The sequence below is a fragment of the Kineothrix sp. IPX-CK genome, from assembly GCF_039134705.1.
Classification (GTDB): Bacteria; Bacillota; Clostridia; order Lachnospirales; family Lachnospiraceae; genus Kineothrix; species Kineothrix sedimenti.
In genome coordinates, this window is the sequence record NZ_CP146256.1 from 1,167,788 (window position 1) to 1,180,473 (window position 12,686).

General features: G+C 41.1%; 15 protein-coding genes. 8 read left to right on the top strand and 7 right to left on the bottom strand.

Annotated features, from left to right (window positions below; translation table 11 throughout):
* The first annotated feature begins 252 nt into the window (after nucleotides 1-252).
* Nucleotides 253-927: a response regulator transcription factor gene (locus V6984_RS05550; RefSeq protein ID WP_342758785.1), complete on the top strand. Its 675-nt coding sequence runs from the start codon at nucleotides 253-255 to the stop codon at nucleotides 925-927.
* Entirely contained in the window at nucleotides 924-2,285 is a 1,362-nt protein-coding gene (locus V6984_RS05555) for a HAMP domain-containing sensor histidine kinase (protein WP_342758786.1), read from the top strand. Before V6984_RS05550 ends, V6984_RS05555 begins: the two co-directional genes overlap by 4 nt.
* On the opposite strand, the gene V6984_RS05560 is transcribed toward V6984_RS05555, so the two are convergent.
* Nucleotides 2,282-3,169 (bottom strand): LysR family transcriptional regulator, encoded by an 888-nt coding sequence (locus V6984_RS05560; protein WP_342758787.1) that lies wholly within the window; start codon nucleotides 3,167-3,169, stop codon nucleotides 2,282-2,284. The two genes, V6984_RS05555 and V6984_RS05560, sit on opposite strands and share 4 nt — an antisense overlap.
* Before the next feature lie 138 nt (nucleotides 3,170-3,307).
* Here V6984_RS05560 and V6984_RS05565 point away from each other — a divergent pair, with 138 nt between their 5' ends.
* Complete coding sequence (locus V6984_RS05565) at nucleotides 3,308-3,652, top strand: cupin domain-containing protein (protein ID WP_342758788.1); 345 nt, start codon at nucleotides 3,308-3,310, stop codon at nucleotides 3,650-3,652.
* Between the two features lie 109 nt (nucleotides 3,653-3,761).
* On the opposite strand, the gene V6984_RS05570 is transcribed toward V6984_RS05565, so the two are convergent.
* From V6984_RS05570 to V6984_RS05595, 6 genes are all read right to left on the bottom strand, one after another.
* Nucleotides 3,762-4,583: an EFR1 family ferrodoxin gene (locus tag V6984_RS05570; protein WP_342758789.1), complete on the bottom strand. Its 822-nt coding sequence runs from the start codon at nucleotides 4,581-4,583 to the stop codon at nucleotides 3,762-3,764.
* 316 nt (nucleotides 4,584-4,899) lie between these two features.
* Nucleotides 4,900-5,487: a transposase gene (locus V6984_RS05575; protein ID WP_342758790.1), complete on the bottom strand. Its 588-nt coding sequence runs from the start codon at nucleotides 5,485-5,487 to the stop codon at nucleotides 4,900-4,902.
* Nucleotides 5,488-5,584: 97 nt separating this feature from the next.
* Nucleotides 5,585-5,836 carry a hypothetical protein gene (locus V6984_RS05580; protein ID WP_342758791.1) on the bottom strand — a complete coding sequence of 84 codons (252 nt, stop codon included), beginning with the start codon at nucleotides 5,834-5,836 and terminating at the stop codon, nucleotides 5,585-5,587.
* Nucleotides 5,837-5,932: 96 nt separating this feature from the next.
* Nucleotides 5,933-6,109: a hypothetical protein gene (locus V6984_RS05585; protein ID WP_342758792.1), complete on the bottom strand. Its 177-nt coding sequence runs from the start codon at nucleotides 6,107-6,109 to the stop codon at nucleotides 5,933-5,935.
* A 118-nt stretch (nucleotides 6,110-6,227) separates the two neighbouring features.
* Nucleotides 6,228-6,989 (bottom strand): ABC transporter ATP-binding protein, encoded by a 762-nt coding sequence (locus V6984_RS05590; RefSeq protein WP_342758793.1) that lies wholly within the window; start codon nucleotides 6,987-6,989, stop codon nucleotides 6,228-6,230.
* 2 nt (nucleotides 6,990-6,991) lie between these two features.
* A complete protein-coding gene (locus tag V6984_RS05595; RefSeq protein ID WP_342758794.1) occupies nucleotides 6,992-8,065 on the bottom strand; it encodes an iron ABC transporter permease in 1,074 nt (357 codons plus the stop codon).
* A 178-nt stretch (nucleotides 8,066-8,243) separates the two neighbouring features.
* Between V6984_RS05595 and V6984_RS05600 the strand changes: the two genes are divergently transcribed.
* From V6984_RS05600 to V6984_RS05620, 5 genes are all read left to right on the top strand, one after another.
* Nucleotides 8,244-9,323 (top strand): ABC transporter substrate-binding protein, encoded by a 1,080-nt coding sequence (locus tag V6984_RS05600; protein WP_342758795.1) that lies wholly within the window; start codon nucleotides 8,244-8,246, stop codon nucleotides 9,321-9,323.
* 192 nt (nucleotides 9,324-9,515) lie between these two features.
* Complete coding sequence (locus tag V6984_RS05605) at nucleotides 9,516-10,088, top strand: nitroreductase family protein (RefSeq protein WP_342758796.1); 573 nt, start codon at nucleotides 9,516-9,518, stop codon at nucleotides 10,086-10,088.
* 211 nt (nucleotides 10,089-10,299) lie between these two features.
* Complete coding sequence (locus V6984_RS05610; protein WP_342758797.1) at nucleotides 10,300-11,184, top strand: transporter substrate-binding domain-containing protein; 885 nt, start codon at nucleotides 10,300-10,302, stop codon at nucleotides 11,182-11,184.
* A gap of 101 nt (nucleotides 11,185-11,285) precedes the next feature.
* Entirely contained in the window at nucleotides 11,286-11,954 is a 669-nt protein-coding gene (locus V6984_RS05615) for an amino acid ABC transporter permease (RefSeq protein ID WP_342758798.1), read from the top strand.
* On the top strand, nucleotides 11,944-12,684 hold the full coding sequence (locus V6984_RS05620; RefSeq protein ID WP_342758799.1) for an amino acid ABC transporter ATP-binding protein: 741 nt from the start codon (nucleotides 11,944-11,946) through the stop codon (nucleotides 12,682-12,684). The genes V6984_RS05615 and V6984_RS05620 overlap by 11 nt, the downstream gene beginning before the upstream one ends.
* The last annotated feature ends 2 nt before the right edge of the window (nucleotides 12,685-12,686 follow it).

The window sequence follows — 12,686 nt, forward strand, 5'->3', positions numbered from 1 at the left end:
TATAGCCCTCACCGATACCATCGATTGACGAAGGCTCCCAATTTTACATTTTGTATTTTAGATGTACTTCATTAAAGAGAGATTAAAGCTGCCGTTTCTTAAGTTGAAACATTTTCCGTAAGGGAGGTATAATACCATTGATTGTATAAAGAGAATTATGCATAGTGCCAGGTATCGACACCGGCTGTGAATTTAATATTTCTTTAATGAGGATTGTCTAAAATAAATAGTAAAATTCTATGGAGGTGACATATGCGCATTCTGGTAGTTGAAGATGAACCTGATTTGAATGACGTTATAGTGAAGAAGCTGGAATCGGAACATTATGCCGTAGATTGGTGCACGAATGGCGATGAGGCTCTTGATTACATCAATTGTGCGGAATACGATGCTGTTATTCTTGATATCATGCTTCCGGGTATTAACGGTCTTGAGGTATTAAGAAAGATCCGCTCTCAAAGCAATAAAACACCGGTTCTGCTACTGACGGCACGCGACAGTATAGAAGATCGTGTTGCAGGCCTGGATAAAGGGGCGGATGATTATCTTGTAAAACCATTTGCTTTTGACGAGTTACTGGCGAGGATTCGCGCCATGATCCGGCGTTCCTCCGGTCATGTCAGTAACGTTCTATCTGTTGCAGACCTGGTTATGGATTGTGATTTCAGGGAAGTGACCCGAGGCGGCACATCGATATTGCTGTCCAGCAAGGAATTCGCAATACTGGAATTTATGATGCATAATAAAGGCATTGTGCTGACAAGGGAAAAGATTTCACAGCATATCTGGAATTACGACTATGAAGGCGGCTCAAATGTAATCGATGTGTACATCCGCTATCTAAGAAAAAAAATCGATGAGGATTTCTCAAGGAAACTCATCCACACAATCAGGGGAACAGGTTATGTTCTGAGGGAGGATGAATGAATAGGATTTCGATTAAAACAAAGGTGACTCTCTGGTATACCACGCTGATGGTCGTTCTTGTCTCTCTGATGATGATGTTTATATTTTTCATTAGCAAAGGCCTTGAAGAGACTTCGACAAAAAACGTTCTCGTAGGAGTGGTTGAGGATAGACTTAATAAAATTGACTATGAGGATGGAGAATTGAAGATCGACAATGATTTTGATTCCTTCTATCTTCAGGTCTATTTATCCGTATACAGTAAGGACATGCAAAAAGTATACGGAGAATTACCGGAAAACATTAAAAGTCCTCAGGGCTTTGCAAATAATACGATACGGACGGTAAATAACGGTAGCGCTAAATGGTATGTATACGACAGCCGCGTTTCTTTTGAGGGGTATGGTGACGTATGGATACGAGGCATTACGGCTATCTCCGATTCTGAAAGCGCTCTGATCACTATGCTTTCCATTGCCGGAGTTACGTTGCCTTTTTTGGTCGTCGTTGTCGCGTTAGGAGGATACTTCATCACGGGCCAGGCGTTTAAGCCAGTAAGGCAGATCAACGAGGCGGCGGAGCGAATCGGGGGAGGCCGTGACCTTTCACAGAGGATTCACATCGGCGAGGGCAAGGATGAAATATATACTGTGGCAAAAACTTTTAACGATATGATCGGTCGCCTGGAACAATCGTTTGAAAGTGAAAAGCAATTTACCCTGGATGTTTCCCACGAGCTGAGAACACCCGTCTCGACGATCGTATCCCAGAGCGAATATGCCTTGGAGAATGCAAAGACGATAGATGAGGCGAAAGATGCGCTTTCAGTTGTACTTGCACAAGCCCGTAAAATATCAGGGTTGATTTCCCACCTCTTAATGCTTTCCAGAATTGACATGGGACATAAGATGCTGACTTTGGAGCTGCTTAATCTGAGTGAGCTTACCGAGATGGTTGCTGAGGAACAGTACGAAGCGGCAAATGAAAAAAATATCGAAATTCGAACCAATATTACATCCGGCTTACATGTGCAGGCGGATGAAACAATGCTGCTGCGCATGCTCATAAACCTTGTATCAAATGCCGTTAAATATGGTAAGCCCGGCGGACATATCGTAATCGGACTTGTAAAAGATGGAAACAACATTATCGGTTCTGTTGCCGATGACGGAATCGGGATAGCCGAGGAGCAACTTCCGAGGATATGGGAGCGCTTTTATCAAATCAACCCGTCGAGAACGTCGACCAGGGCAGGCGGTGTGGGGCTGGGACTTTCAATGGTCAAGTGGATCGTGGAGGCCCACAACGGGAGTATTTCAGTTAGCAGTAAGCTCGGAGAAGGAAGCATATTCACTTTTATACTTCCTATTGCCGATTAATCGATCGATGGGATTTTTGTTTTTACAGTATCAATAAAATCTTTCAGGTTCTCTGAAATCCATTTATTCTTATGATATATCAGTTGTGAAGCGAGTTTATAGTTTGTCGCATAGTTAAGCTTCACTAATTCATGATTATCTAATTCTTTTTGCACAGATAATTGAGGAAGGACACATATGCCAAGCCCGCTAAGTACAGTCTGCTTAATTACTTGCAGACTGCTTGTTTCGAGAACAATTTTAGGTGTTATTGAAGCATCCAGCAAATCCTTTTCAAACATTTTTCTATAACAGCAGTCCCGTCCCGTCAAGATTAAAGGGACATTAAAGAAATCCTCAATTGATACAGCCGATTTTTGTGCAAGTGGGTTTTCAGGAATAGAAAAAGCACAAATAGTTTCATCAATTTGCAATGCGGTATCTATTGATGAATTATTTATGGGCACATCAAGAGTAAATGCAATATCAATTGTATTATTAGTAAGTAAAGGTATAAAGTCGGCTGTGTCCAAAACGTTTAAATATAATTCAGCATTGGGATGTTCTGTCTGATAAGCCTTTATAATTTCAGGCAGCCTGTAAATACATATGGATTCCGATGCCCCGATAGTAATACGACCATAATCATTTTTATTGGCAAATTTATATTTTAAATCATCTGACAAATGAAGTATTTGCTTGGCGTACACAGTTAACTCTTCTCCTTCCGGCGTAAGGGTAATATTTTTACCCATACGCTCAAAAAGCCTCACACCCAGCTCTTTTTCCAGTTGTTGTATTTGAGTAGTGACATTTGATTGAGCATAATGAAGATATTCGGCAGTTTTTGTGAAGTTTTTAATTTCACTTAATGTTAGAAAAGTATGCAAACGCTTTAACTCCATAGTAGGTAAGCCTCCCGGTTGATAGTATGACAATCTGAAATAAAGATTGTTTAAATCAAAATAATTAATTTCACAGATTGATATCTCAATGATATCATATAAATACAAGAAGTTCAAAAAAATATGGAGGTACAGCATATGGAAGTAGTAAATCTGTTAGAGGAAGCCGATAAAATTGTTGAATTATACACTTATAAAAAAGTGGGGGTTTTAAACGAAAACATTTTGAGTATAGTTCGGGTTGAGAGCCGCACATTGGATTTTCACGTTCATGAGAACTCCGATGAATTGTTCTATGTTATTGAGGGTAGCTTTTATTTAGAAACGCAAGGTGAAAAAACAAAAGTGAATGCAGGAGAACTTATTATTGTTCCCAAAGGGATAAAACACCGACCGGTAGTAAATGAATTGACGAAATTTTTAATGATCGAGTTATCAGGGACGTTAAATAAAGAAAATAGCGGAAATCAATATGAGGAATAATTATATTTCCGCCTTTATTTCCATCATGCTATCAAATCACAAGGCCGCTGCTTTTCTCAGTACAATCTCACATCCTGTTAATTGGGCGCAGAAGTGAAGCGAGGGCATCTTACGATTTGCCAGGCCCTTTATAACGGAAATATTCCTGGGGATCGGTAAAAGTCTCATTTATCAGTACGGATGCCGTGGGACAAAAGTTATAACAGCGCATACATGCTGTGCATTTGGAAGAGAATGTAAATCGTTCATTAGCAAATGAAATGCTATTGGCAGGACATCTTTGCACACATAGCATACACTTGGTGCACGTACTCATCTGCACACTTAATGCTTGATAATGGTTTTTTACACTTTGGTTCGATACTTTACGTATTATTATTCCGGGCAGCAGATAGAACCCGATGCCCTTGATATGCTTTTTGGAAGACAGGATATCTTGGATAAGTTTGTGTAACTCGTCTATGGCACGTTGTTTTCTGATGCTTAATTTTTCATCTGTTATCGGTGCTGTTTTGTGCGAATGCGTGGAGACATTATTGCACAGCTTGATATTGCTATAGGCTTTGATATTAAAGCATTCTTTGCCGAATAACTTCCGTGCCGCAAACGGGCCGAAAGCGTTGATATATCCAAAGGTGTTAATTATGTATAAAGGCTTTGCGGGTATTTCTTCTACATGGACGATGTTCGCCAGCAAGGATATAAATTCTTTCATAATTGGGGGCACATTAGCGCCATATATTGGGTGTGCAAGACCAATATACGCCGACTTTTTTATAATATCGGCTAACTCTTCTTTAGATATCCGATTAAGCTTGTCGATAGCGTAGGATGCGGTCTGATGGGAGGTCTCGTTCAAAATACTGTTAAACTGTTCGACAACCCATTTTGTATTCCCTGTTCCGCTAAAATAAAAGGTCGTGAATATCATTTGATTACCCCCTCATAAAAAAATAATACTTGCAGGATTTGTTTTATGAATAGCCTATATCAATTCATAATTATTATACAGCATTTTTCCCGGCTTCACAATTCGAACTTACTTCGGGCCAAGTTCGAGGCGTTGACAAAGTCCTGTAAATTTCGGAAAAGATATAATTGATGTGGCTAAAGAAGCAAAAAAGGCCAAAAAAAGAACGCCTTGTGGCGTTATCCTAGATATTTTACTATCCGTTTTAGATTTAATGCCATAGCTGATAAGAGGCAGTGTTCCTCAGCTGCCTCTAACCCCCGCCTGTATAGGCTGCTTAAATTGTGGCGCGCTTTCTACGCCGCAAAGCTGCCCTCGCACCAAATCTGGCGCTGTTTGAGAATCTGTCGGTGGGAGGGGCGTTCCATCCCTTTCCGGCAGGACATAAGAAACTGGCTTTTTCCTGTTGATACTTAAACTCTTCCCGCCGGAACTCTACCTTGTAGGTAATGCCTCCGGTCGCCTTAGGCGTATATAATCGGATGCCTCTCTCGTGAAGCGTCTGGCAAATCAGGCTGGTGCCATAAGCACTATCCGCGCTGACTGTTTTAATCTTCAACCCCAAATGACTGCACATATATTCGATCCGTTCAAGATAGGGCTCCGAGTCGTTTGCATTTCCAGGTGTGACTGCCACATCCACCACGATTCCATAGGCGGCATCTACGCTTTGATGGCTCAGATAATGCATCCCCACCGGCTTTCCCGGCCTGTGCATCATTCCTGCATCCGGATCGGTGGTGTTGATAGTCCTTTGTACCTCCGTTTTCTCTTTTTTTACTCGTCCGGCACGCTGTGGCTTGATTGCACCGGAGGCTTCCAGCCGTGCCCGTTCCTGCGCCTCATAAATGTCCAGCCGTTCCATGTAATCTGTTGCTTCATGCGCTGCCAGTATCTGGATGTTTTTTTGAAGGAAGCGTTAGCCTTTACATGAGTGAAATCGGTTAGGATGAGTTCCTCCTTTACCAGCCCCTTTTCCATGCATTGCTCCAAAATCCGCTCAAACAGGCGGCGGAACACATTTTCTCCATGGAACCGCCTGCGCCGGTTCTGGGACGTCCGTTCTTTTCGCAATAGTAATCCTTGGTTTCCTCATAGATAAAGGAGAAATCAACCAGCCGGTTCAACTTGCGTAAGAAGTGTTTTTCCGGCACAAGATTTTCTATCGTAATCATATGAAATTTTATTTGTTTGTTTTCCGTCCGTGTTATCATAGGTAAGCCCTCCCGTTCTTTTATACACTTATTTTATCATAAAGAGGAGAATACTACAGGACTTTGTCAACACCTCGAAGTTGACCCGAGGTTGCATTAGTTGGGATGGGGAATAACAATCTTTTTTTTGAAAAGCCCTTTACCTATCAGCAACATTGTCTTGTTGTCTTTCTCAATCTTTGTGATAGGCTTCCCCAACTGTTTTGACAAGTTCTCTATATCGTTGTCATCTGGAACACCTATGAACCCGACGGCAGTAGCATCTTTTTTCACAGTATCACCCCTTTTTTAAACATTCTAACACGATTCACAACAATCTACAATCGGGCCTACTTGACCTGTGTTTTTGCTTTATGTGATGAAAGCGGTGATAGTGAATATCGGTAATTTACTAAGATAAATATGTGACTGCAAGGCATCCGTTGACAGGATTTCTATAAATTTCACATTTTACGTCGTAAATCTTTTGGATAGTATCTTTTATCAATATAGCCTCCGGCTTTCCATGTGCAACAACATGGCCCGCTTTCATAGCATACAGGTAATCACAATATCTGGCCGCCAATTCCAAGTCATGCAATGCGGCCAGCGTACTTATGGAAAGACTTTTTACAGTAGATAATACTTGAATCTGATACTTTACGTCCAAATGATTCGTAGGCTCGTCCAATATCAGAAGCTGAGGTTGCTGTGCAATTGCTCTTGCCAAAACAACACGTTGTTTTTCGCCGCCCGATAGAGACAGATAGCTTCTATCCGAATGTTTTTCCAGATTCACTTTTTCCAGAGCTGCCCTGATAATTCCGGCATCTATATCGTTATCTGTTTCAAGCAGCTTTTTATGCGGTGAGCGCCCCATCGCAACCATGTCCCAAACGGTAAAGTCAAAACTGATTTCATTGAATTGTCCTACTACAGCAGATTTCTGGGCGATTACTTTAGGGTTGGCGGCGAGCAAATCCATTTCATCCAAAAGAATCGTACCGCATTTTGGCTTTATTACTTTATATATCGTTTTCAGCAGTGTGCTTTTTCCGCATCCGTTGGGACCGATAATTCCTACGAATTGGCCATCCATCACTTTTAGTTCAATATTTTCAATAATATCCGTTCCTGAAAGATTAACTCCAATATCCGACACATATAAATTCAAGGCTAATTCCCTCCAAATTCATAGTTTTTCTTTAATAACAAATACATAAAAACAGGTGCGCCTATTGCCGAGGTTATAATTCCCACCGGAATTTCGGTTCCGCTTATCATGGAACGTGCAATTAAATCAGTCCATATCATGAACAGACCGCCTGTCAACACAACCAGAGGTAAAAGTTTTTTGTGATTTGATCCCACCAGTGACCTCGTAATGTGAGGAATAATAAGACCGACAAAGCCGATCATGCCGCATTGGGCCACTATGATGCCGGTTAGCAAGGCAGAAATCGTAAGATATAATTTGCGATAAAAGCCTAAATTAATGCCTAAAGTAGTAGCTGTTTCATCTCCCATTAACATAGTGTTCATCGTACGGCCCTGAGTAAAGAAAAAAAGAGCTGCTGCCAGGACAACTATAGAAAGCAGAGGAATCTCTCCCCATTTTACGGAGGCCATACTGCCCATAATCCAGAAAGTCACATTTTTAAGTCCTTGTGAATTGTTTGAAAAGTAGACAATTATGCTGGAAAATGCTGAGAACATGGCATTAACGACCATTCCGGAAAGTATTAATTTGGATGACGTGATACGCCCTCCAATATTGGCAATAGCAAGTACAAGCAGGGAAGCGAATAGTGCACCTGTGAATGCTCCCATGGAAACACCGGCTTGACTGAGTATTGGAATAGAATTAAATCCAACCAAAATAGCAAATGTTGCGCCCAATGTTGCTCCTGAGGAAATACCAAGAATATATGGGTCCGCAAGAGGATTCTGAACGGATGCCTGCATAATACTTCCGCAAAGTGCGAGTCCCATACCAATTAGAAATGCCGCTATCGCTCTTGGGAAACGCAAGAGCCATACAATCGTGATATATGAAGAAGCTGATTGGCTTACTTTGCCTAATTCAATGCCGGTCAATTTGTAAAGGAGAATCCGATATGATTCGTTCAGCGGAATATTTGCCTGGCCAATGGAAACGGAAAAAATTATCGACCCGGCCGTGAACAGGAGTAAGCCCAGAATCAGCAGAGGGAATAACCGTTCATATATAATTTTTTTAACTTTTAACATGACTTCTTTCCTTCGATTAATATATTTTGCTCAAAGCAACTTTACATTTTATAAACGCCATGATATAATCCGACATAGTTAGGCTCAACTAACCAAATCGGATTATATCATGGTTATATTAGTATGTAAAGGAGCAGTTTCAGACTGCTATAAAAATATCGAAAGGAATTTTCATATTATGAAGAAAAAATTATTGTCTTTGCTCGTTGTTACAATCCTGGGAGTTTCATTTGCCGGCTGTGCACAGAATGATTCGTCATCCACGACAGAAAGCAATATCGCAGAAAGTGATATTACTGAGACTGAGAGCGAATCAACCGTCTCGGAATCACAATCAGGTACAGTTTATCCTTTGACTATTAACAATTATTCTATTGAGGATGACGGTGCTATCTGGGCGGAGAAGGAGCAGGTGTTTGAAAGCGCGCCCGAGCGGATTGTCTGCAACATGCAGGGAAGCGCCGAGGTATTGATTCGTCTGGGACTCGGTGATCGTATCGTTGGCGTTGCAGGTGTTTTTGGTGATGTTGATTCCGATATCAAAGAGGAATTCGATAAAATCCCCATGTTGTCTGAAGACTATGCAGGTCAGGAGGTCATCTTAGGAGCAAATCCGGATTTTGTTATCGGCCGGGGAGATTTATTCGTAGATGCGGATTATGGTTCAGGGACTGTTGATTTTCTCAACGATTCGGGCATTCGTACATATATTATGAACACAGGTAAAGAAGGGGCGGTATTTGACGATTTCTTTACTGATATAGATGAATTGGGGCAGATTTTTGACGTACAAGAAGCTGCAGATGCATTAATAGAGCAGTATCAGAAACAAATCGATGACTTGACGAACAATCCGGCCTGGAACGGAAAGGAAAAAACAATTGCAGAGATTGCCTCCGTTGAAGACGGTAATTTTGTCGTATCCAGCGGAAAAGGAGAATACTTTCAAAATGATGCGCTTCAATTAGTTGGACTGAACAATATTTTTAAAGATGCACCCGCATACGAGGTGAGCAATGAGGAGCTTATTGAGAACAATCCGGATGTCCTTTTGCTGTTTAAATACAACGGAGGTCCGGATACGGATGTAATGGTCGAAGAACTGTACCAAAACGAGACCTTGCAGGATGTTACAGCTATTAAGGAAAAACAGATTTATGTAGCTGATTTTAATGCCTTCTATGGAACCGGCGGGGGAATTTTTAATGCTGTTAGTAATTTGGCGCAGAATGTGTGGCTGAGCGATACCCAGGACTAATTTGAAGAGTTATAGAGAAATAGCTGCCAGATAATAGGTATGGACGTCTCATAGAATGGATAAACAATAGTTTCGTGTATTTTATAACCGAGATGTGGAGATTATATCCTATGTTATAGAGCCGGAAAAGAATCAGGAAGTTATTTTCGAAACGGGGATGGACCAGTAAAAAAATAAAGAGGAGAGAAAGTTATGTCATTTATTAACAATTTAGAAAAAAGAAGAACTTATTATAACATCAATCGGGAATTACCGGTATCAGAAAGCGAAGTTAATGAAATCATTGAACAGGTGACGGAAGCAACACCGGATGCTTTTAATATGAAGAGTGCCAGAGTTGTAGTTGCATTGGGAGAAAAACAGGATCTGTTATGGGACACTATATATGAGGTGTTCGACGGTCAGGTCGCGAGAGAAAAAATTGACGGCTTTAAAAACGGGTACGGTACTATTTTATATTTTATTGATGAAAATATAGTGGAATCATTGCAGGAGCAATTTGAATTCTACGCGGATAAATTCCCGGTCTGGGCAAATCAGGCAAATGGAATGCTGCAGTTCAATCTTTGGACGGCTTTAAGAGAAGCAGGAATTGGAGCTTCTTTACAGCATTATAATCCGGTTATTAATGAAGCTGTTGCCAAGCTGTTCGATCTTTCCCCTAAATGGACTTTAACAGCTCAAATGCCGTTTGGAGGAATTGTAGAAGAACCGGAACCGAAAGAAAAAGAAGATATAGCAAAGAGGGTTGTAATTAAAAAGTAACTTATTGCTTTATGAAAACGCTGAATATCGTCTCATAATTATTCTGTGCAGGCGCAAAAATAGGGAATCTATACTTGACAAAAAATATCAAGTGAATTACAATATTGTGCATAGATTCGAGCAAAAGACAATGGTGTCGATTGTATTCTTACAATCAATCATGCCTTGCGCTCTATTTTTGTATCTAAATATTATTATGGAGGAGATTGAAATGAAAAAAGTATTGGCATTAGTAGCATGTACGGTTCTGGCGACCGGAATGCTTATGGGATGTGGATCTTCCGCAACAAAGGAAGAAGCAGCACCGGCAGAAGAAACAACAGAAGAAACAACAGAAGAAGCAACACCGGCGGAAGCTGTAACAGAGGAAGCAACAACAGAAGAGGCAGCACCAGCAGAGGATGCAGCAGCTTCATCTGACAAAACATGGATCGTTGCAACAGATACTGTATTCAAACCTTTTGAATATACGAATGAAAACAATGAATTCGTTGGAATCGACGTTGATATCCTTGCAGCGATTGCTGCAGATCAGGGATTCAAATATGAATTACAGAGCCTTGGATGGGATGCAGCAGTAGCAGCAGTTCAGGCAGGACAGGCAGATGGTCTTATTGCAGGGGCAACTGTCAAACAGGAACGTATTGATTCAGGATGGATCTTCTCAGAAGGTTATTATGATGCAACTCAGACATTTGTAGTTGCTGAAGGAAGCGATATTGCCGGCTTTGAAGATTTAGAAGGAAAAAATGTAGCAGTTAAGAATGGTACGGCGGGAGCAGATTTTGCAAACAGCTTAAAAGACCAGTATGGCTTTACAGTAACTGTATTCGAAGATTCACCGACAATGTATCAGGATGTAATCCTTGGAAACAGCGCAGCATGTGTTGAAGATACACCAATCATGGCAGCTTCTATCAAAGAAGGCGGACTTGCACTTGCGATTCCGGAAGGAATGGAAAGTGAAGGAGCTCCTTACGGATTTGCAATCATGGATCCGGCAGACCAGGAATTACTTGATATGTTTAACGCAGGACTTGCTAACATCAAGGCAAACGGAACTTATGATGAAATCCTTGATAAATATCTGAAATAATATTATATTATTGTTAATGCTGGCGTGGGAGACCTGTTGCAGGTTGCCCACGCTTTTTTAAAAATCAAAACAGTTAAAAGTTGACGAAGGAGAAGAAATCAATGATCTCGATTATCCAATCGTATAGCACTATGCTGCTGGGAGCGCTGGGAAAAACCTTACTGCTTACCTTGCTGTCATTAGTATTTGCCATGATTATCGGTATGATCTTTGCACTGATGAACGTGGGAAAGAACAGAACTTTAAACCTGATAGGCACGGTCTATGTAGATGCAGTCCGCGGTGTGCCGCTGATTGTACTGGCTTATTTTATTTATTTTGGTGTTCCGGCAGGAATCAAAATGATAGGCATTCAGGACTTCAGACTGACTGCACTTCAGGCAGGTACGATTGCACTTGCGATGAACTGTGGTGCTTATATGGCTGAAATTATTCGTGCAGGAATTGAAAGTGTAGACAGAGGTCAGATGGAAGCCAGCAGAAGCCTTGGGCTTACTTATGGAAAAAGTATGCGCCTTGTAGTTTTGCCGCAGGCGATCAGGACCATGATTCCTTCCATCATCAATCAATTCATTATAACGTTAAAAGATACCTCTATTCTTTCTGTTATTGGATTTCCTGAACTTACCAATATGGGAAAAACAATCAGCGGAAATACTTTCAAGAGTCTTGAGACATGGGCAGTTGTCGGCATTATGTATATGATCGTAATCATCACGCTCAGCAAGGTCGCAAAGAGAGTCGAAAGGAGGGTGAATCGTGGCAGATAACAGAAATATTATCCAGGTTCAAAATCTGAGAAAAGATTTTGGAAAGCTTGAAGTCTTAAAAGATATCAGCATTGATATAGAAGTAGGAGAGGTTGTTGTTTTGCTCGGACCTTCGGGAAGCGGAAAATCAACATTCCTACGATGTCTGAACCAGCTTGAGTCAGCAACGGCAGGTACGATTCTGGTAGATGGAAATAATGTAACAGATAAACATACTGACATTAATAAAGTAAGAGAAGAAATTGGAATGGTATTTCAGCATTTTAATCTGTTCCCTCATAAAACAGTACTGGAAAATATTATGCTGGCACCTGTTGAATTAAAAAGGATGACAAAAGCAGAAGCAAAGGAAAAAGGACTGCAGCTTTTAAAAAGAGTAGGACTTGATGCAAAATCTGATGCATACCCATCCCAGTTGTCAGGCGGTCAGAAACAGCGTGTTGCGATCGCTCGGGCACTGGCGATGAATCCTGCCATCATGCTTTTTGATGAACCTACATCAGCTCTGGATCCGGAAATGGTAGGAGAAGTTTTAAATGTTATGCAGGAGCTTGTTGCGGACGGAATGACGATGATTGTTGTGACACATGAAATAGGCTTTGCAAGGGAAGTTGCGGACAGGGTTGTTTTTATGGATGCAGGATATATTGTAGAGCAGGGACGGCCGGAAGAGATTTTTAACAATCCCAAAGAAGCCAGAACGATTGATTTCTTAAATAAAGTTCTATAATT

Coding starts and splice junctions, on each gene's coding strand:
- V6984_RS05550 (WP_342758785.1), top strand. CDS start 253: ATGCGCATTCTGGTAGTTGAAGATGAACCTGATTTGAATGACGTTATA.
- V6984_RS05555 (WP_342758786.1), top strand. CDS start 924: ATGAATAGGATTTCGATTAAAACAAAGGTGACTCTCTGGTATACCACG.
- V6984_RS05560 (WP_342758787.1), bottom strand. CDS start 3,169: ATGGAGTTAAAGCGTTTGCATACTTTTCTAACATTAAGTGAAATTAAA.
- V6984_RS05565 (WP_342758788.1), top strand. CDS start 3,308: ATGGAAGTAGTAAATCTGTTAGAGGAAGCCGATAAAATTGTTGAATTA.
- V6984_RS05570 (WP_342758789.1), bottom strand. CDS start 4,583: ATGATATTCACGACCTTTTATTTTAGCGGAACAGGGAATACAAAATGG.
- V6984_RS05575 (WP_342758790.1), bottom strand. CDS start 5,487: ATGGAACGGCTGGACATTTATGAGGCGCAGGAACGGGCACGGCTGGAA.
- V6984_RS05580 (WP_342758791.1), bottom strand. CDS start 5,836: ATGATAACACGGACGGAAAACAAACAAATAAAATTTCATATGATTACG.
- V6984_RS05595 (WP_342758794.1), bottom strand. CDS start 8,065: ATGTTAAAAGTTAAAAAAATTATATATGAACGGTTATTCCCTCTGCTG.
- V6984_RS05600 (WP_342758795.1), top strand. CDS start 8,244: ATGAAGAAAAAATTATTGTCTTTGCTCGTTGTTACAATCCTGGGAGTT.
- V6984_RS05605 (WP_342758796.1), top strand. CDS start 9,516: ATGTCATTTATTAACAATTTAGAAAAAAGAAGAACTTATTATAACATC.
- V6984_RS05610 (WP_342758797.1), top strand. CDS start 10,300: ATGAAAAAAGTATTGGCATTAGTAGCATGTACGGTTCTGGCGACCGGA.
- V6984_RS05615 (WP_342758798.1), top strand. CDS start 11,286: ATGATCTCGATTATCCAATCGTATAGCACTATGCTGCTGGGAGCGCTG.